This is a genomic window from Streptomyces sp. NPDC046866, from assembly GCF_040704625.1.
Classification (GTDB): domain Bacteria; phylum Actinomycetota; class Actinomycetes; order Streptomycetales; family Streptomycetaceae; genus Streptomyces.
Genome location: NZ_JBEYXN010000024.1, coordinates 1 through 17,707, shown reverse-complemented (window position 1 = coordinate 17,707; position 17,707 = coordinate 1). Strand labels below are relative to the sequence as shown.

Here is a 17,707-nt window from a genome sequence, read left to right as displayed (position 1 = left end):
GGCCGGAGCCGGGTCCGGTCCGGCGGTCGTGACCGCCGAGCCGGGTGCCGGGTGCGGCGGTCACGACCGCCGCACCCGGCCGGGCCCGCCGCCACGGTTCCACCACCGGTCCGCCCCGCACGCCGCGGGGCGGACCGGTGGGCGTCGATTCCCGAAAGGATTGCCCGCCATGGAGAACGCCACCGGCACCGCCACCGGCACCGGCACCGGCGACGCCCCGGACGCCGGGCCGAGGGAGCGCGGGCCCGGCAGCCGCCGGCCGGTTGACGCCGCCCTGGCCCCCGTGCGGCCGCGGCTGGCCGTCCTGACCGCCCTCATCGCGGTCCGTACAGTGGTGGGCGTCGCCCTTCCGGCCCTCCTCGCCACCGCGGTCGGCGCGGTGCTCGACGGCGGCGACGTCCGCGGCCCGGTCGCCGCCCTCGCCGCCGTACTGGCCGCGGGCGCCCTCTGCGAAATCGCCGCCGGACCGCTGGCCTCGTCGGCCAACGCCTCCGGCACCCGCCGGCTGCGCACACTGACGGTACGTCACCTGCTGGCGCTGGGGCCCCGCTCCCCGTACGCCGTCGGAGAGGCCGTCACCCAGGTCGTCCAGTCGGCGCCGATGGCCGCGGCTCTGCCCGCCCAGGCCGCCGAGAGCGCGATCGCGCTCCTGGGCTCGGTGGCGGGCCTGATCGCCCTGTGGTGGACGAACTGGGAGGCCGGTCTGGTCTTCACGCTGGCCATGCCGCTGACGGTTCTGATCGCCCAACGCTTCATGAAGGAGGCGGGCCGGGCCCAGGAGGACTACCTCGGGGCCCAGTCGCGGATCGCGGACGCACTCGTGGCGGCCCTCGCCGGCGTCCGTACCATCCGGGCCGCCGGCACCCTGGCCACGGAGGCGGACCGCGTCCTGGCCCCGCTGCCGCACCTGTCGGCCGCGGGCCGGGCGATGTGGCGCACCGAGCGGGACGTCGTATGGCGCCTCGGACTGCTGCTGCCCCTCACCGACGTGCTGGTTCTGGCGGTTGCCGGCCTCGCGGTGGCCCACGCCCGCCTCAGCCCCGCCGGCCTTCTGGCCGTCTCCGGCTACCTGGCCCTGGCCTCGGGCATGGTCGACCAGATCGACGCCCTGCTCGCGATCGCCCAGGCCCGCGCCGGAGCCCGTCGCCTCTCCGAGGTGTTCCGGCACGAACCGGCGGCGGGGGGCACGGCGAGCGCCACACCCGCCGACGGCGCGGTCCGGCTGCGCGGCGTCACCGTCCGCCGCGCCGGCGCACCCGTGCTCCACCGGCTCGACCTGGACCTGCCCGCCGGTGCCTCCGTCGCCCTGGTGGGACGGACCGGCGCGGGCAAGAGCCTGCTGGCCGGGCTGCTCGGCCGGCTCACCGACCCCGACGAGGGCGAGATCACGATCGGCGGTGTCCCGGTGCGCGGTCTGCCCCTGGACCGGCTGCGCAGCTACGTGGTGTACGCCTTCGAACGGCCCGAGCTGTACGGGCGGACGGTCCACGACGCCCTCTCCTGCGGCCGACCCGGGGTCAGCCGCGCCGACGTGGTCCGGGCCGCCCGCGCCGCGCGGGCCGACCGGTTCGTGCGACGGCTCCCCGCCGGCTACGACACCCCGCTCGACCACACCCCGATGTCCGGCGGCGAACGCCAACGCCTGGGTCTGGCACGGGCGTTGGTACGTCCGGGACTGGTGCACGTCCTGGACGACGCGACCTCGGGGCTGGACACGGCGACCGAAGCCGAGGTCAGTCGTTCGCTCACCGGCCTGCTGGCCGGCCGCAGCAGCCTCGTGGTCGCGCACCGCCCCGCCACCGCCGCCCGCTGCGACGTCGTCGCCTGGCTGGACGGCGGCCGGATCCGCGCCTTCGGCCCGCACGACCTGCTCTGGGCGGACCCCGACTACCGGGCGGTCTTCGGCCCGGCGGGCGCAGTGGTGACCCGTACCGGCCCGTCGACCCCACAGATGAAGGAGCAGCGGTGTCCCGGCGAACACCCGTGAAGGCGCACCTCGGCCTCAGCGCCCCCGCGGCGCGGCTGCTCGCCGACGGGCTCAGCGGCAGCGGCGGACCGCTGCGGCGGATCGGCGGCTGGTCGGTCCTGGAAGCAGCTCCCGCGCTGGCCTCAGGCTGGGGGACCGCGGCCGCCCTCGATCACGGCTTCCTCGCCGGGCGGCCGGGGGTCGGTCTGGCCTGGATCACCCTGCTGGCCGCACTGTTCCTGGCCCGGGCCGCCGCCGAACGCGCCCTGTTCACCCCCCTGGCCGAGGTCGTCGAACAACTGCGGGACACCCTCGTACGCCGCGTGGTGCGCGGGGTGCTGGAGCGGGCGACCACCGCCGGGCGCGGCGCCGGCTCCGCGGCCGTCGCCCAACTGAACGGCCAGGTCGACACCGTACGCAACCTCACCGGGACCCTGCTGCGCACGGCCCGCCCGCTGACCGTGTCACTGGTCGCCGCGGTGATCGGGCTGGCCGCGCTCGACCCGCTGCTCGCCGCGCTCGTACTGGCTCCGCTGGTGCCGGCGCTGACGGTGTTCCTCTGGTCGATGCGCCGGCTGACGGCCCGCCGCCGGCTCCTCGTCCTGGCCGAAGAGCAGGTCGCCGAACGCACCGGAGCGGCGCTCGGTGCCTCGCGCGACATCACCGCGCTGGGGACTCACCGGCACGCCGCCTCGATCGTCGAGGAGGCGGCGGCCGCGGCGGCCACGGCCCAGGTCTCCGTCGGCCTGGCGGCCGCACTGCGAGTGCCCGTGGTGCTGTTGGGCGGTCACCTGCCCCTGCTGCTCCTGCTGCTGGCGGGCCCCGCGCTGGTGGCGCACGCACAGGTCACCCCAGGAGCCGTGGTGGGCGCCGCCACGTACGTGGCGGCCCACCTCCTGCCGGCCCTGCAGATGCTGTCCGGCGCCGTGTCAGGGCACTGGAGCCGGCTGGGCGTCGTACTGCACCGGCTCGCCGAGGCGGCCACCGTGCCGCCGGCCCCGTCTGCGCCGCCCCCCTCCCCGGCGCCCCGGCTGCGCGGGGCGGCCCCGCACATCGCCGTCCGGGAGCTCGCCTTCGCGTACGGGCCGCACGCCGATCCGGTCCTGAACGGGCTCAGCCTCGACATCCCCTTCGGCGACCACCTCGCCCTCGTGGGCCCCAGCGGCATCGGCAAATCCACCCTCGCGGCCCTGCTCACCGGAATCCTGCCGCCGACCGCCGGCACGATCGGCCTGAACGGCCGGCCGGTGACCGCCCTCGAAGAGGCCGAACGCTGCCGGCTGTTCGCCCTGGTGCCCCAGGAGGCGTACGTCTTCCCCGGCACGCTCGCCGCCAACCTGGCCTACCTGACCCCCGGGGCCGCCCCGGCCCACCTGGAGCGCTCCGCCGCGGCGGTCGGCCTCGGCGAGCTGATCGAGCGGCTGGGCGGACTGGACGCCCACCTGCACTCCCCGTCGACCGAACTCTCCAGCGGAGAACGTCAGTTGATCGCCCTGGCCCGCGTCCATGCCTGCGACGCCCCGATCGTGGTCCTGGACGAGGCCACCTGCCATCTGGACCCCGTGGCCGAAGAACGCGCCGAGGCCGCCTTCGCCGACCGCCCCGGCACCCTCATCGTCATCGCACACCGCCTCGCCTCGGCCACCCGCGCCCGCCGCGTCCTCCTCCTCGACGGAGCCCGAACGGACCTCGGCACCCACCCCGAACTCCTGGCCCGCACCCCGCACTACGCGACCCTGGTCGGCCACTGGCAAGGCACGGCGCCCTCCGCCACGTCAACCTCCCGCAGCCACCGGTGAGCCGTGCCACGGCGCGGCGGCCCCGAAGCGAGCGACGCCGCGGCTGGGCCATCTCTACCGGATCTTGCCTGACCCGCGCCGCCCGGCACCGCACCTCGCCGCGTTGGCGGTGCACCCGAGTACGTCCAGTACAAGGGCGCCCCGCCAACACGCCGATGCACGGCACCGGACGGCGCGGGCTTGATCGGCAAGATCCGAAAGAGACGAGCTAGCGCGGTTCGACCGCCGGTTCAGCACTGCCACAGGAAGGCGGCCTCGGCACACGGCTCGCAGGCGAAGGCGTAGGCCCTGCCGCTGCCGAAGTTCATCACCGGGCCGGGATCGATGCCTTCCTGGAGCTGTGCGACCAGCGGCATGGGGCGGGAGCAGGCGCGGCACGACGGCGTGTCGTCCCACTGGATCCAGGCGGGGGCGCCGCCGAGCTGCCCGATCACCTCCGACGCCGGGCGGCCGGAGCGGGCGGCCCAAGCCTCGCGGGCCCGGCGGTAGTCGGACTCCTCCTCGCGGGCGCGGGCTACGGCCCGGGTCCCTTCGAGCAGGAGGACGTTCTCCTCGTCGTCGTACGCGTCGTCGTACGCGTCGTCGTCCTCGTCGGACTCCTCGTCGGACTCCTCGGCGGGGTCGTCGGTCCTGGGCAGCGGGATCGGCTCCAGGCCCTCCGCCGGGAAGAGCAGGGCCCGGTTCCCGCCCGAGGCCGGGTCCCAGTCCGCACACCCGCCCGGGTCGTTCTGGCAGGCGAACACGGCGAGCACCGGTCCCGGCGCGGCCCCGTCCGGCCGCGCGGCGCCCCCGACGTCGTCCAGGAGGATCTGGACGAGGAACTGCATCGGCCCCCCGCACGCCGAGCAGTGGGGCCACGCCGTGCCCGCCGGAGCCAGGGGCACCCCGCCCACCCGGGTCACCGGCGCATCCGGTGCGGCGGCCGGACCGGAGTCGATCATCAGGGTCGTCATGGCCCTGACACTAGGTGCCGTACGGGCCCCGCGTCTCGGCGTGCCGGCGCGCCCGGTGGAACCCGTGCAGCGCCAGCGCGAAGCGCCCCGCCCTGCCCGGTCCGCCGCGCAGGGCGGGGCCGTGGCCGAGCCGCCCCAGCAGGCGGCCGAGCCGTTCGAGGGGGTCGAACAGGGCGGCCGCCGCGTCGGCCAGGTCGTCCGGCAGGGCGGTCAGGAACCGGACGAGGAAGAAGCCGCCGAGCCGGCGCAGCAGGGACGGCGAAGCCGGGGAGCCCGGCAGCAGCGCCCGCGGCGGCCTGCGTGCCTCCGATCCGTGATGGCCGCCCGGCCGCTACCCGGCCAAGCTCCGGATGCGGCAGCGCGTCGGCCCGTCGGTCCGCAGGGTGATGCCGACGCTGACGGGCACGTCCACGTCGACGGCCTCGAACTCGTACGCCCGCAGCAGCATCGCCAGCGCGATCACCGACTCCAGCATCGAGAAGTGCTGTCCGATGCAGGCGCGCGGGCCGCCGCCGAAGGGGAACCACGCGTACCGCGGCCGGGCGGCCTCCGCTTCCGGAGCGAACCGGTCCGGGTCGAAGCGGTCCGGGTCGGACCAGTACCGCGGGTGGCGGTGCGTCACCCACGGGGCCAGGATGACGTCGGCGCCCGCCGGGATCGTGACCCCGCCGACCTCGGTGGCGGCGACCGAGCCGCGGCCGATGACCGGGGCCGCGGGGTAGAGCCGCATGGCCTCCTTCAGCACCTGCGTCAGGTACGGCAGCCGCTCCATGTCGGCGGCCTCGGGCGTACGGTCGCCGAGCACGCGGGAGATCTCCTCCCGGGCCCGGGCCTGGTGCTCGGGGTGGCGGGCCAGCAGGTGCAGGGAGAAGGCGAGCGAGGTCGCGGTGGTCTCGTGCCCGGCGAGCAGGAAGATCAGCACCTGGTCGCGCAGCTCGGCTGCGTCGAAGGCGGCGTCCTCGCTGCTCGTTGCGGCGGACAGCAGGGTCAGCAGGTCATCGCCGGCCGCCCGGCCCGCCCCCGCCGAACCTTCGCCCGGGCCCCCTTCGCCCGTGCCGCCGGCGGCGGCACGGCGCTCGGCGATGATCCGGTCGCACACCGCGTACAGCTCGTCCATCGCCGCGGCCGCCCGCTTGTTGGCCGGTGTCGGCCAGCTGCGGGGGATGTTGGCGGGGGAGTAGCCGCGGCGCAGCACGTACTCGGTGATGACTGGAAAACACCGGTCGACGACGTCGACGGTGGCGTCCACATCGGTGCCGAACAGGATGCGGGCCACCGCGCGCAGCGCGAGGTGCATCATCTCGTCGGCGACGTCCACGGTGCCGCCGGGGGCCTGCTCCCAGGCGGCGAGGGTGGCTCGGGTCTCGTCGGCGACGGCGCCCGCGTACCCGTCCACCCGGCGCTTGGTGAACAGCGGCTGCACCAGGCGCCGCTGGCGCAGGTAGTCTGCGTCCTGGCTGGTCAGCAGGCCGTTGCCGAAGGACTCCCGGATCTCCTCGTAGAAGGAGTTGTCCTTGCGGAAGTTGGCCGATTCCGAGGCCAGGACCTGCTGTGCGCCCTCCGCGGAGAAGACGCAGTACAGCTCGGCGCGCAGCCCGGGCGGTCCGGCCGTGATCCGTACGACGTCGCCGTGCTGCTGCTGGGCCCGCAGGTAGGTGCCCAGTGAGTCCGACTTCAGGTCGAACAGGGAGCCCAGCAGCGGCACTCCCGCGAGGGAAGGCGCCTGCGTGCCGCCACCGCCCGCCGCCTGCGTATCCGTGTGTGCTCCGACTGCCATGGCCGCCCCCTCGACACCGTACCGACGGGCCGATTCTGCCTGCTCCGCGGTACCGCGGGCGAGGGCGGCCCGGCCATCAGGCCGAATTCCGCCCTTGCCGTCCCGCGTTCGGGTGCGCTCACGTGTCGCAGGCGATCCCGTCGTTGTCCCGGTCGAGGCTGCGGCTGTACCCGGGCTCGCCGCGCCGCATGGGGGCGGCCCCGGCGGCGCGGGCCTCGGCGCAGCTCTTGAAACTGACGCTGCCGCCTCCGCTGCCGCCGGTGCTGCTGCCGGTGGAGCCCCCGCTGCCGCTGCTGCTGCCCGAGCCGCCGGTCGTGCCGGCGGCGGACCGCGAGGCCGCCGGCCCGGGGGCGGTGGGGCTCTTCGACGGGTGCAGCGCCGCCCCCGCCTGCGCGGGGCAGGCCGTACCCGGTGCGACCAGGGTGAGCTCGACGGCGGTACCCGGCGGCAGCGGGCTCTGCGCGGCAGGGGTCTGGAAGCACACCGCCCACTGGGCGTGGTCGCCGGCGAGGGAGACGTCCGTGTAGGCGCTGCGGGCCTCCACGGGGGCGCTGACCAGCTTCTTCACCGCGGCTTCGGCGTCGGTGAACCTCTGTCCCACCAGCTCCGGCATCACCGGCCGGGGGCTCGCCACCGGCGCGGGTGCGGCGGCAGGCGGCCCGTCCGCCTTGGCCGGTGCCGGATCCTCGCACCCGCTCCCCAGCAGCACCACCGCCCCCACGGCCGCTGCCACGGCAAATCCACGACGGTGGAACATGCAGGCCCCCCAGATCACGCTGTCACGATCAAGCTTGCCGAGAACCGCCGCAGCGTACGCGCGCCCCGGCCCGGCCGGGGATCCCGTTTCAGGCCAATCCGCGGAGCCGGTCCGTCAGAGCCCGGCCGCCAGTCCTGCCTCGCGGGCGTCGATGAGCTCGTCCCAGTGCTCGCGCGTCCACGCACACGCCGCGTCCAACTGGCCGAGCAGTCCGCGCCCGAGCGCGGTGAGCGCGTAGCCGCCGGCCTCCTCCCGTACGACGAATCCGTCCCGCTCCAGCAGCCGCAGCGACTGGGTCAGCGACTTCGAACTGATTCCGCGCAGCGGCACCTTCAGCTCCGAGAACCGGCGCGGGCCGCCCTCCAGGCAGCGCAGCACGGACGCGGCCCACTTGTCGCCGAGACGGAACGGCACCAGCGGCGACGGGCAGACCGGGTCGAACAGGTCGGGGTCCAGGGGCCGGGGCTTCGACGTCGTCATGATCACCACGTTAGGCCGGTATCCGATCGGTAACCAGCCCCTCTCCTAAGGTCGCCGGCATGACGCAGACACAGCCCCGAGAAGAACTGCCCCTCAAGCTCATCGTGTTCGGAGCCTCCGGCCGCACCGGCCGGGCCGTGGTGGCCGAGGCGCGGCGCCGCGGACACGCCGTCACCGAGGCCGGACGGGCCGACGGCTCGGTCACCGACCCGGCGGATGTGGCCCGCCTCGCCGCCGGGCACGACGCGGCCGTCGTCGCCGTGTACGACCCGTCCGCCCCGCCCGGCGCGTACTTCCCCGCCGTCGCCCGCGCCCTCGCCGAGGGCCTGCCGGCGGCCGGGGTGGGGCGCCTGGTCTCCGTCGGGCTGGCCTCCGTACTGCCCACGGCGACGGGAGAGCTGCTGATGGACACCCCCGGGTATCCGCAGGAGTGGCGGGAGTTCTACGTCGGCCACGGCGCCGGCACCGACGCCCTGCGTGCGGCCGCGCCGGCCGGGCTCGACTGGGCGGTGCTCAGCCCCGCCGGGGACTTCGACCACGAGGGGGTGCCGGCCGGCGGCTACGCCCTGGCCCCGGCGCGGGCGGACGTCCGGATCACCCCCGCCGACTTCGCCCGCGCGGTGGTCGACGAGGCCGAGGCCCCGACCCTGCACGCCACCCACGCCGGAGTGACGGGGGGAGCGCAGAAGGAGAAGTGAACAGGCGGGGGTAGGCAGGGGCGGCGGGCGTCAGTCCCCGCCGTCCTCCCCCCAGTCCCACGTGTCGAAGTAGGCGGTCTCGCCGGTCCGCCGGGCCCGCATGACCGCCTCCAGGCGCTCGAAGTCCCGGGCCGGCATCAGGGTGCGCCATTCCTCCGGCGCCAGGGCCCGTACGTCGTCGTGCTCGGCCGGGTTGAGGGTGATGGCCTTGATCCGGTCGGCGGTGAGCCGGCCCCCGTCGAACACGAAGCCGACCGTGCTCAGCGGCCACTTCCGGCCCGGCAGGCCGAAGACCGTGGCCAGCAGCCGCGGGGGACCCCCGTACACGATGCCGGTCTCCTCCCGGCATTCGCGCAGGGCCGTCTCCCAGGGGCGCTCGCCCTCGTCCATGCAGCCGCCGGGCCACTGCCACGGGTGGCTGCGCGAGTACACCGCATGCAGCTGCACCGGGCGTTCGTGCTCGTCGGTGAAGAACAGGCAGGCGAAGGCGGAGGCCTTCGGCAGGGTCTCGGCGAACTGCTCCGGCGGCAGCCAGCCGGAGGTCACTCGCCCGGAAGGGTGATCGCCTGTACCGGACATGCCCGGGCGGCCTCCTTCAGCATCGGCTCGCCCGCACCGTCCTCGCGGCCGGGGATCACCATCCCGAATCCGTCGTCGTCGCTGGTGAACACCCCCGGCGCTCTCAGCGCGCACTGGCTGCTGCCGATGCAGACGCTGCTGTCGATGCTGATCCTGTCGGCCATGGATCCTGCCCTTCGAGAGCCCTCGGCGCACGCGGACGCATGCGCTGCCCATGATCGCGTGCAGCGTTGCCCGTCCGGGCGAGCCGCCCCGATGTTCACCCCCACGGACGAGCCGGCACCGCGCGCCGGGCCGGGGCGGCCGTGCACGCCCCGCAATGGACAGGCGCCCGACCGTCCGGCGCCCTACGATCGGCGCCCTGGGGGTGGTGCGCATGTGGCGCCGACGCAAGCACGGGAAGAAGACGGACGACGACGCCGGGAACCACGGCCCGCAAGGGGCGGAGGGCAGCGGCGGCGCCGGGGAGCCGGACGCGGGGGGCGTCGACCCGGCGGTGTTCGAGGCCTGGGGCCGGATGGCGGACTGGCAGGCGTGGCTGCGCCGTTCGCCCGAGGCGCTGACGGCGCGGATGTGGTGGGCCGACGCCGACCGGCTGCGCGTCCTGCTCGGCGAGAGCGCGTACCGCGAACGGCTGGGCGAGGTCCTCTCCCGGCTGGCGCCGCGCGACTTCGCGGCCCTCGGCCTCGGCTGCAACCGCCGCGTCGACCGCTCGTGCCGGGCCCCCGAGACCTGCTCCCTGGACCCGGTCCCGCCGGCGCCGGGCGAGGCGCGCCGGGAGCGCCACGGCCCGGTGGCGGGCGCGTGCAGCAGCTTCGTCGACTGCTACACCTCGCTCGGGATGCGCGCGGACTTCACCGCCGACGACCGCCACCGGGCGGTGGTCGTGGAGGGCCCGTACTCCACGGTGATGCTGTGGGTGGACGGGGTCCGGGTCGATGCGCCGACGTTCCTGGACGAGACCGGGTACTGGGTGGACGACCGCTACTACGTCGTGGAGATGGCGGGCCCGGCCGACCACCCCCGCCAGGGCCACTCCGCGATGGGCATCCTGGCGGACATCCTCTCCCTGGTGATCCACGACGTGGCCGCGCACACCACCCACGTCGTCGACCCGGAACCGCACGAGCACTGGTCGGACCCGGTGGCCGCCCGCCGCGACGGCACCTGGCTCTTCTACCCGACCCCCGAGGCCTTCGCCGCAAACACCCCGGACCGCACCCTCACCACCCTCCCCCCACCCCTGGCGCCCCGGCCCTGACGGTCCCCTGCTCGTCGACCGGGCCCTGCGGGGCCGGGGTCAAGGCGTGGTCGACGGGTACGGCGCCGGATTGCCGGAGCCGTCTCCGTCTTCGGAGCCGGCCCAGCAGCCCCACCGCCAGGCGACGGTGAAGGTGGGACTCTGCGAGGCGGCGCCGAGGACGCACCAGCCATCGCCCTTACGCTGAAAGCCTCTACCGGTCGGTACGGAGAGTGAGACGGTCGGGCCCCGGCGGGCCGCGTTCTCCCCTCCTCATCCTGACCCTCCGCGCATACCCTCGGCGCCATGGATGCATCCTGGGCCGCTGTCATCGCTGCTGGTTCTGCCGTGGTGGCCAGTGCAACGACGGGTTGGTTCACGGCCCTTGCGGCCAGGACCCAGGCCCGCTTGAACCGTGAGATGCAGCGGGACCAGCTTCGGCACGCGCAGGTCGAGCACCGGTACCAGCAGCGTCGCCAGGCGTACGCGGAGTTCGCCAAGGCCGCCGGTGTACTGCACAGCAGGCTCGGTGACATGGTCGCGGTCGCCGGCCAGGCGGAGGCGTTCTCGCTGCTGCTGGACGAGGCGCGCGCGGACCGGGCCGTGCTCTTGAGCACGATGCACGTGGCCTTCCTGGAAGGGCCCGCAGAGGTGGGAGCGGCTGTCCGGGAGCTCTACGAGACGGTGAACGCCTTCTGGGGCGCGACGCGTCGGCTTCATGACGCCGTGTGCTCTGCCGCACCCACCCGCATCGCGGAACACCGCGCGCTGACGGACCAGCGCCGCAGGGAGGCGCGAAGCAGCCGTGATGCCTTCGTGGTGGCGGCCCGCGAAGCGCTCGACTTCTCCGTCCGTGCGGCCGTGTAGCCGTCGGACCTTGAGCCGTCAGGCCCCTTCGGGCGACAGCCGACACGAGCGCGGAGGGCCGCCGACGGAGTCTTGCGCGAAGGCAGAGACACCGGCGACGGCCCACGGGCGGTCGAGAAGGACGGAACTGTCCTGATCTGCGCGAGTCAGATGTCGCGGAAGATCTCGATCTGGGCGCCCACGGAGTTGAGGCGTTCGGCCAGGTCTTCGTAGCCGCGGTTGATGACGTAGACGTTGCGCAGGACCGAGGTGCCCTCGGCGGCCATCATGGCCAGGAGGACGACCACTGCGGGGCGCAGGGCCGGGGGGCACATCATTTCCGCCGCGCGCCAGCGCGTGGGGCCCTCGACCAGGACGCGGTGGGGGTCCAGGAGTTGGAGGCGGCCGCCGAGGCGGTTGAGGTCCGTGAGGTAGATGGCGCGGTTGTCGTAGACCCAGTCGTGGATCAGGGTCTTGCCCTGGGCGGTGGCCGCGATGGCCGCGAAGAACGGGACGTTGTCGATGTTCAGCCCGGGGAACGGCATCGGGTGGATCTTGTCGATCGGCGCCTCGAGCTTCGAGGGGCGGACCGTCAGGTCGACCAGGCGCGTGCGGCCGTTGTCGGCGGAGTACTCCGGGGAGCGGTCGTGGTCGAGGCCCATCTCCTCCAGGACCGCGAGCTCGATCTCCATGAACTCGATCGGGACCCGGCGGATCGTCAGCTCCGACTCCGTGACCACCGCGGCCGCGAGCAGGCTCATCGCCTCGACCGGGTCCTCGGAGGGGGAGTAGTCCACGTCCACGTCGATGTTCGGGACGCCGTGGACCGTGAGGGTGGTGGTGCCGACGCCGTCGACCCGTACGCCGAGCGCCTCCAGGAAGAAGCACAGGTCCTGGACCATGTAGTTGGAGGAGGCGTTGCGGATGACGGTGACGCCGTCGTGCCGGGCCGCCGCGAGCAGGGCGTTCTCGGTGACCGTGTCCCCGCGCTCGGTCAGCACGATCGGGCGGTCCGGGCTGACGCCGGCCTCGACCTTGGCGTGGTAGATGCCCTCGGTCGCGGTGATGTCCAGGCCGAAGCGGCGCAGGGCGATCATGTGCGGCTCGATGGTGCGGGTGCCGAGGTCGCAGCCGCCCGCGTAGGGCAGGCGGAACTGGTCCATCCGGTGGAGCAGCGGGCCCAGGAACATGATGATGCTCCGGGTCCGCACGGCCGCCTCCGCGTCGATGGCGTCCATGTCGAGGTCGGCCGGCGGGATCAGTTCGAGGTCGACGCCGTCGTTGATCCAGCGGGTGCGCACGCCGATGGAGCTCAGGACCTCCAGGAGGCGGTAGACCTCCTCGATGCGGGCGACCCGGCGCAGCACCGTGCGGCCCTTGTTCAGGAGCGAGGCGCAGAGCAGTGCGACGCAGGCGTTCTTGCTCGTCTTGACGTCGATGGCGCCGGACAGGCGGCGGCCGCCGACGACGCGCAGGTGCATCGGGCCGGCGTAGCCGAGGGAGACGATCTCACTGTCGAGCGCTTCGCCGATGCGGGCGATCATCTCAAGGCTGATGTTCTGGTTGCCGCGCTCGATCCGGTTGACGGCGCTCTGGCTGGTGCCCAGGGCGTCTGCGAGCTGACTCTGCGTCCAGCCACGGTGTTGCCGGGCGTCACGGATGAGCTTGCCGATGCGTACGAGGTAGTCGTCTGCCATGGGGAGCACCGTATCTCAGATATGAGATGAGGGCCGAAGCGGGTCGGGTGGACGGGTGGTGCGTGTCGCCGGTTTGTGGGAGTTGTGCGGGGTTGTGGGAGTTGCGCAGGCTTATGGAGCGTCAGGGGTAGTTTGCGGCATGGGGGCTGCCGTTGTCGCGTGATGGTCCACGATGCGGCCGAGGAGGCGGATGAGCTGGGTGCGCTCCGACGTGGACAAAGGGGACAGGAGTTCCTCCTGGGCCGTGTCGAGGAGTTGCTCCAGCCGGCGCAGCCGGCCGCGCCCGGAGGTGGTCAGGGAGACCGTGTTGCGCCTGCGGTCGGCGGGGTCGGGGGCCCGTTGCACCAGCCCGCGTTCGGCGAGTTCGTTGATGACGGCGACCAGGTCGCTGCGGTGGATGCCGGTGCGGCTGCTCAGGCCGGCCTGGCTGGCGGGGCCGTACGCATCCAGCGCCACCAGTGTCGCGTAGTGCCAGGTCCGCGCGTCCGCGGTGGTCAGCTGCTCGGCCACCAGCCGCTGGGCGTGGGTGGCGGCCTGCGCCAGCAGGCGGCTGGGCAGCTCCCGCAGCCGCGGCGGAACGGTCTGGTGCTCCTCGGTGCTCATGGGGGGATCGTACCGGCGCTTGTGTTGGTGCGACTAACAATGTAGTTTCGTTGGTGCCACGAACGTTAGGTGGACTCATTGATCTGAGGGGGGCTCTCATGGCCACGGTCGGCGTTCTCGACTCGACGATGTACTACGAGGAGCGCGGCGCGGCGGACGCCGCGACCGTCTTCGTCTTCCTGCACGGCAACCCCACCTCCTCCCACCTCTGGCGGGGCGTCCTGCCCCGGATCGAGGGGGTGGACGAGGGCCGGGTCCGCCTCCTGGCGCCGGACCTCATCGGCATGGGCCGCTCCGGCAAGCCCGGTGGCGCCTACCGCTTCGACGACCACGCCCGCTACCTGGACGCCTGGTTCGACGCCCTCGGCCTGGCCGACGTGGTCCTCGTCGGCCAGGACTGGGGCGGGGCGCTCGCCTTCGACTGGGCCTCCCGCCACCCCGGACGGGTCCGCGGCGTCGCCTTCATGGAAACGATCCTGCGGCCGATGACCTGGGAGGAGTACCCCGAGGGCGCCCGCGCCCGCTTCGAGGCGCTGCGCACCCCCGGCGTCGGGGAGGAGATGGTCCTGGACCGGAACCTCTTCATCGAGGACAGCATCCGGCAGACGGTCCTGACCGGGATCGACGAGACCGACCGCGCCGTCTACGCCGCCCCCTACCCGACCCGCGAGAGCCGCCTGCCCATGCTCCAGTGGGCCCGGTCGATGCCGCTCGGCGGCGAACCGGCCGACGTCGTCGCCCGGGTGGAGGCGTACGACGCCTGGCTGGCGGCGAGCCCGGAGGTGCCGAAGCTGCTGCTGACCTTCGACGGCTCGCCCGCCCTGATGGTCGGCCCGGCCCTGACCGCCTGGTGCGAGGAGAACGTCTCCGCGCTGGAGACCGAGTACTGCGGGCAGGCGGCCCACCTGTGCCCCGAGGACCGGCCCCGGGAGATCGCGGCCGCCGTCAACGGGTGGGCGGCGCGGCACGGGCTCGGCGCATAGGCCCTCACCCGCCGCTGCGCCGCCGGTCCCACCGGCCCCTCCGGTCCTGCCCGACTGCGCCCCGCCCCGTCAGTGGCCGCCGCCGGCCGTGCAGCCGCACGCGCGGTGCCTGCCGCCGTGGACCGCCGCGTACGAGGCCGGCCGCGGGCCGGCGGCGGCGCGCGCCGCCCGGGCCGCGGCCGCACGCCCCGCCGCCGATCCGGCGTCGTGCACCACCCGGCCGCCGACCAGCGTCAGCCGTACCCCGGTCCCGCTGATGTCGGCCACCGGACAGCGGGTCACATCCCGGTCCAGCAGGACGAGGTCCGCCTCCTTGCCCGGCTCCACCGTGCCCGTCAGGGAGTCCTGGCGCAGCTGCCAGGCCGTCCCCGCCGTGTGCATCCGCAGCACCGAGCTCCGGCCCAGCCCCTCCAGCTCCGGGTACAGCGGCCCCGTCCCGTACGCGCCCTGCCGGTCGATCGCGGTCCGCAGCTGGTTCCACACCTGCAGCGCGTCCACCGGCCAGTCCGAGCCGCCCGACAGGCGGGCCCCGGCCCGCTCCAGGCTGCGCGCCGGGTACAGCCGGAGGTGCCGCTGCGGGCCGATGTACGGCAGCAGCGCCTCCATCGTCCAGGTGTCCTGGGCCGCCCACTGCAGCTGCATGCAGGCCGCGACGCCCAGGGGCGCGAACCGCCGCAGGTCCGCCGGGTCCACGAGCTGGAGGTGCGCCACGGCGTTGCGCGCGTCGCGCCGTCCGGTCTCGCGGGCCGCGTACGCATATCCGTCCAGAGCGGTCCGTACCGCGCGATCCCCCAGCCCGTGGGCGTGCATCTGCCAGCCGGCCCGGTTGAAGGCGGCGGTGAGCCGGCCGTAGTCCGCCGCCGAGGCGTACAGCTCGCCGCGGTTCGCGGTCGGTCTGCCGTTGCCGTCGAGGTACGGCTCCAGCAGGGCGGCCGTCTGCGCGGGGTACTCGATGACCCCGTCCAGGAACACCTTGACCGTCCCGAACCGGAGCCCCGCCACCCCCTCGAACTCCCGCCGCAGCCCGTGCGCGTACGCGAGGGCGGCCGCCGGGTCCCGGGTCTGCTCGGCATCCAGCCGGATCGCGGGCACGATCCGCTGCGGGAGGCTGCGGCCCTCGGCCAGGGCCCGGTAGAGCAGCAGTTCGTGCCGGCCCACGAGGGCGTCCATCATCGTGGTGACCCCGGACGCGGCCGCCAGCTCCAGCACCTTCGCGCAGGCCGCGACGAGCTCGGCCGTGGACGGCTCCGGGACGTGCCGCTTCACCAGGTCCTGGGCGTCGTCCTTGAGGACGCCCGTCGGCTGCCCGTCGGGGCCCTTCACGATCCGGCCGCCGACCGGGTCGGGGGTGGCCGCCGTGATCCCGGCGAGGTCCAGGGCCCGGCGGTTGGCCCACAGATTGTGGCCGTCGCCGCCGACGAGGACCACCGGCCGGCGGGTCGGCAGGGCGTCCAGCACCGTGTGGTGGGGGGCGGTGCCCGTGGGCAGCAGCCCGACCGGGTTCCAGTCCTCCACCACAAGCCAGCGGTCCGGCTCGGCCTGCGCGCCGCCGGTGTCGGCGAGGAAACCCGCCAGCAGCTCCAGGAGTCGGGACACGGTGGTCTCGGCGCTCTCCAGGGAGGGGCGCAGGGAGCGGTCGCCGGCGCCGAGCGGGTGGACGTGGCCGTCGTGGATTCCGCTCATCACCGTGGCGCCGCGGGCGTCGACCACCTCGGTGTCCCGGCCGGCGTGGCGGCGTACGGCCGCGCCGGTGCCGGTGGCCAGGATCTTTCCGTCCCGGCCGACCGCAACCGCCTCGACCGGCGCCGGGGAGCCGGTTCCCGTGAAGACGCGGGCATTGCGGATCACCAGGGCGGCCGAACCGCGGCCGCGCGCGGGCGTCGTGGCCGCGGTGGCCGCGGCCGCGGCCGTCGGAGCCGCGCCGAACAGGCCCGCCGCGCCGGCGGCCCCGGCGGCCGCGAGGAGGCCGCGGCGGGACAGGGGCGAGGGGGAGGGGGCGGGCGAAGGGGAGGGGGCGGGGGCGGGGGCGGAAGCGGGGGCGGAAGCCGGCACGGGCCACTCCAGACGTCGCGGGATCGGTAGCTGGACCCTGGGTGATTAAGGGGTTAACCAGAACCCGCCCGCGCCGACGAAATCCGTACGATGGCCCGGTGCCCGGGCCCGGACCGACCATCGCCGACATCGCGCGCGCCGCGGAGGTCTCCACGGCGACGGTCTCCCACGCGCTGGCCGGAACCGGGCGGCTGGGCGACTCCACCCGGCGCCGGGTCCGCGAGGTGGCGGCCGCCCTCGGCTACAGCGCGGCCCGGCGCGGTCCCCGTACCCGCACGCTCGGCCTCGCGGTGACGACGTACGCGGGCTCCGCCTGGAACTTCGTCGAAATCGCCTACTTCTCGCGGCTGCTGACGGCGGCCACCGCCGCCGCACACGCCCACGGCTACGCGCTGACCGTGCTGCCGGCCGAGCGGGGTGCCGAGCCGCTGTGGCACACCCTGGCCGTGGACGGGATGCTGCTGCTCGACAGCCCGGCCGGGGATCCGGTGCTGGCGGCCCTGCGGGCGCGCGGGCTGCCGCTGGTCTTCGACGGGCGGCCGCCGGATCCCCGGCCCGCGGACGTGTGGGTGGACAACGACCACGAGGCCGCCACGCGGGAGGTGCTGGACCACCTGGCCGCAGCGGGGGCCCGGCGCATCGCGCTGCACGCGGCGTACGGGCGGGAGCACTACACGGCGGCCGTCGGCGCGGCGTACGGGCGGTGGTGCGCGGAGCGGGGGATGGCGCCGCTGGTGGTTCCGTTCGACCCGCAGGACGGGGCGGGGCACGCCTTCGACCCCCTGTTCGCGGCGGCCGGGCAGCGGCCCGACGCCGTGCACTGCGCGTACGACCCGGGCGGGCGACAGGTGCTGGCCGCTGCCGCGCGGCACGGGCTGCGGGTGCCGGAGGAGCTGCTGCTCGTGTGCGCGAGCGAGGATCCCGGGTACGGGTGGGGGGAGCCGGCGGTGACGACGCTGAGCCTGGGGCCGGAGCTGGTGGGGGAGCGGGCGGTGGCCGCCCTCGTGGCCCTGGTCGAGCGGCCGGACGACGCCCCGGCGCCGCCGGCCCCCGTCCCGACCACCCTCACCCCCCGCGCCTCGACCCACCGCCGCCGATAGCCCGCCTCCGCCTTCCCCTCCGCCCGGGCCCCCGCCTCAATCGCCGGCGGGGCTGGTTGCGCGGTCCCGCGGCCGCGGAGGCGGGAGGCGGGCCCCCGGGGGCCCCGGGGGGGGGGGGGGGGGGGCGGCGCCCCCGCCGACCCGGCTCCCCGCCCCCACCCCCCCCCACCGCCCGCC

At 74.9% G+C, this 17,707-nt stretch carries 16 protein-coding genes; 7 read left to right on the top strand and 9 right to left on the bottom strand.

The window, feature by feature from the left end; translation table 11 throughout:
• Positions 1–169: 169 nt before the first annotated feature.
• A complete protein-coding gene (locus AB0953_RS28180; protein WP_366862381.1) occupies positions 170–1,987 on the top strand; it encodes an ABC transporter ATP-binding protein in 1,818 nt (605 codons plus the stop codon).
• Positions 1,966–3,765 (top strand): ABC transporter ATP-binding protein, encoded by a 1,800-nt coding sequence (locus AB0953_RS28175; protein ID WP_366862380.1) that lies wholly within the window; start codon positions 1,966–1,968, stop codon positions 3,763–3,765. Before AB0953_RS28180 ends, AB0953_RS28175 begins: the two co-directional genes overlap by 22 nt.
• Positions 3,766–3,995: 230 nt before the next feature.
• On the opposite strand, the gene AB0953_RS28170 is transcribed toward AB0953_RS28175, so the two are convergent.
• The 4 genes from AB0953_RS28170 to AB0953_RS28155 form a co-directional block, all read right to left on the bottom strand.
• On the bottom strand, positions 3,996–4,718 hold the full coding sequence (locus AB0953_RS28170; RefSeq protein ID WP_366862379.1) for a DUF1963 domain-containing protein: 723 nt from the start codon (positions 4,716–4,718) through the stop codon (positions 3,996–3,998).
• A gap of 331 nt (positions 4,719–5,049) precedes the next feature.
• Complete coding sequence (locus tag AB0953_RS28165; RefSeq protein ID WP_366862378.1) at positions 5,050–6,495, bottom strand: cytochrome P450; 1,446 nt, start codon at positions 6,493–6,495, stop codon at positions 5,050–5,052.
• 118 nt (positions 6,496–6,613) lie between these two features.
• Complete coding sequence (locus AB0953_RS28160) at positions 6,614–7,228, bottom strand: excalibur calcium-binding domain-containing protein (RefSeq protein ID WP_366862377.1); 615 nt, start codon at positions 7,226–7,228, stop codon at positions 6,614–6,616.
• Between the two features lie 138 nt (positions 7,229–7,366).
• The gene (locus tag AB0953_RS28155; RefSeq protein WP_366862376.1) at positions 7,367–7,732 is read right to left on the bottom strand and encodes a helix-turn-helix domain-containing protein; all 366 of its coding nucleotides are present in this window, start codon (positions 7,730–7,732) and stop codon (positions 7,367–7,369) included.
• Positions 7,733–7,791: 59 nt separating this feature from the next.
• On the opposite strand from AB0953_RS28155, the gene AB0953_RS28150 reads away from it, so the two are divergent.
• Positions 7,792–8,430, top strand: coding sequence for an NAD(P)H-binding protein (locus tag AB0953_RS28150; RefSeq protein ID WP_366862375.1), 639 nt, complete (start codon positions 7,792–7,794; stop codon positions 8,428–8,430).
• Between the two features lie 30 nt (positions 8,431–8,460).
• On the opposite strand, the gene AB0953_RS28145 is transcribed toward AB0953_RS28150, so the two are convergent.
• Positions 8,461–8,976: an NUDIX hydrolase gene (locus AB0953_RS28145; protein ID WP_366862374.1), complete on the bottom strand. Its 516-nt coding sequence runs from the start codon at positions 8,974–8,976 to the stop codon at positions 8,461–8,463.
• Positions 8,973–9,173 carry a ferredoxin gene (locus AB0953_RS28140; protein WP_366862373.1) on the bottom strand — a complete coding sequence of 67 codons (201 nt, stop codon included), beginning with the start codon at positions 9,171–9,173 and terminating at the stop codon, positions 8,973–8,975. Before AB0953_RS28140 ends, AB0953_RS28145 begins: the two co-directional genes overlap by 4 nt.
• A gap of 212 nt (positions 9,174–9,385) precedes the next feature.
• On the opposite strand from AB0953_RS28140, the gene AB0953_RS28135 reads away from it, so the two are divergent.
• Together AB0953_RS28135 and AB0953_RS28130 are read left to right on the top strand one after the other, a co-directional pair.
• A complete protein-coding gene (locus AB0953_RS28135; RefSeq protein ID WP_366862372.1) occupies positions 9,386–10,270 on the top strand; it encodes a hypothetical protein in 885 nt (294 codons plus the stop codon).
• A gap of 285 nt (positions 10,271–10,555) precedes the next feature.
• Entirely contained in the window at positions 10,556–11,116 is a 561-nt protein-coding gene (locus AB0953_RS28130) for a hypothetical protein (protein ID WP_366862371.1), read from the top strand.
• A 146-nt stretch (positions 11,117–11,262) separates the two neighbouring features.
• Here the strand turns inward: AB0953_RS28130 and AB0953_RS28125 are convergent, their stop codons facing one another.
• Positions 11,263–12,792: a UDP-N-acetylglucosamine 1-carboxyvinyltransferase gene (locus AB0953_RS28125; RefSeq protein WP_366862370.1), complete on the bottom strand. Its 1,530-nt coding sequence runs from the start codon at positions 12,790–12,792 to the stop codon at positions 11,263–11,265.
• Between the two features lie 111 nt (positions 12,793–12,903).
• A complete protein-coding gene (locus tag AB0953_RS28120; RefSeq protein ID WP_366862369.1) occupies positions 12,904–13,395 on the bottom strand; it encodes a MarR family transcriptional regulator in 492 nt (163 codons plus the stop codon).
• A gap of 98 nt (positions 13,396–13,493) precedes the next feature.
• Between AB0953_RS28120 and AB0953_RS28115 the strand changes: the two genes are divergently transcribed.
• Complete coding sequence (locus AB0953_RS28115; RefSeq protein ID WP_366862368.1) at positions 13,494–14,378, top strand: haloalkane dehalogenase; 885 nt, start codon at positions 13,494–13,496, stop codon at positions 14,376–14,378.
• 69 nt (positions 14,379–14,447) lie between these two features.
• On the opposite strand, the gene AB0953_RS28110 is transcribed toward AB0953_RS28115, so the two are convergent.
• Positions 14,448–16,430, bottom strand: coding sequence for an amidohydrolase (locus tag AB0953_RS28110; protein WP_366862367.1), 1,983 nt, complete (start codon positions 16,428–16,430; stop codon positions 14,448–14,450).
• 98 nt (positions 16,431–16,528) lie between these two features.
• Between AB0953_RS28110 and AB0953_RS28105 the strand changes: the two genes are divergently transcribed.
• Entirely contained in the window at positions 16,529–17,530 is a 1,002-nt protein-coding gene (locus tag AB0953_RS28105) for a LacI family DNA-binding transcriptional regulator (protein WP_366862366.1), read from the top strand.
• Positions 17,531–17,707 lie beyond the last annotated feature (177 nt).

Coding starts and splice junctions, on each gene's coding strand:
- AB0953_RS28150 (WP_366862375.1), top strand. CDS start 7,792: ATGACGCAGACACAGCCCCGAGAAGAACTGCCCCTCAAGCTCATCGTG.
- AB0953_RS28115 (WP_366862368.1), top strand. CDS start 13,494: ATGGCCACGGTCGGCGTTCTCGACTCGACGATGTACTACGAGGAGCGC.
- AB0953_RS28180 (WP_366862381.1), top strand. CDS start 170: ATGGAGAACGCCACCGGCACCGCCACCGGCACCGGCACCGGCGACGCC.
- AB0953_RS28170 (WP_366862379.1), bottom strand. CDS start 4,718: ATGACGACCCTGATGATCGACTCCGGTCCGGCCGCCGCACCGGATGCG.
- AB0953_RS28140 (WP_366862373.1), bottom strand. CDS start 9,173: ATGGCCGACAGGATCAGCATCGACAGCAGCGTCTGCATCGGCAGCAGC.
- AB0953_RS28135 (WP_366862372.1), top strand. CDS start 9,386: ATGTGGCGCCGACGCAAGCACGGGAAGAAGACGGACGACGACGCCGGG.
- AB0953_RS28130 (WP_366862371.1), top strand. CDS start 10,556: ATGGATGCATCCTGGGCCGCTGTCATCGCTGCTGGTTCTGCCGTGGTG.
- AB0953_RS28165 (WP_366862378.1), bottom strand. CDS start 6,495: ATGGCAGTCGGAGCACACACGGATACGCAGGCGGCGGGCGGTGGCGGC.
- AB0953_RS28120 (WP_366862369.1), bottom strand. CDS start 13,395: ATGAGCACCGAGGAGCACCAGACCGTTCCGCCGCGGCTGCGGGAGCTG.
- AB0953_RS28125 (WP_366862370.1), bottom strand. CDS start 12,792: ATGGCAGACGACTACCTCGTACGCATCGGCAAGCTCATCCGTGACGCC.
- AB0953_RS28155 (WP_366862376.1), bottom strand. CDS start 7,732: ATGACGACGTCGAAGCCCCGGCCCCTGGACCCCGACCTGTTCGACCCG.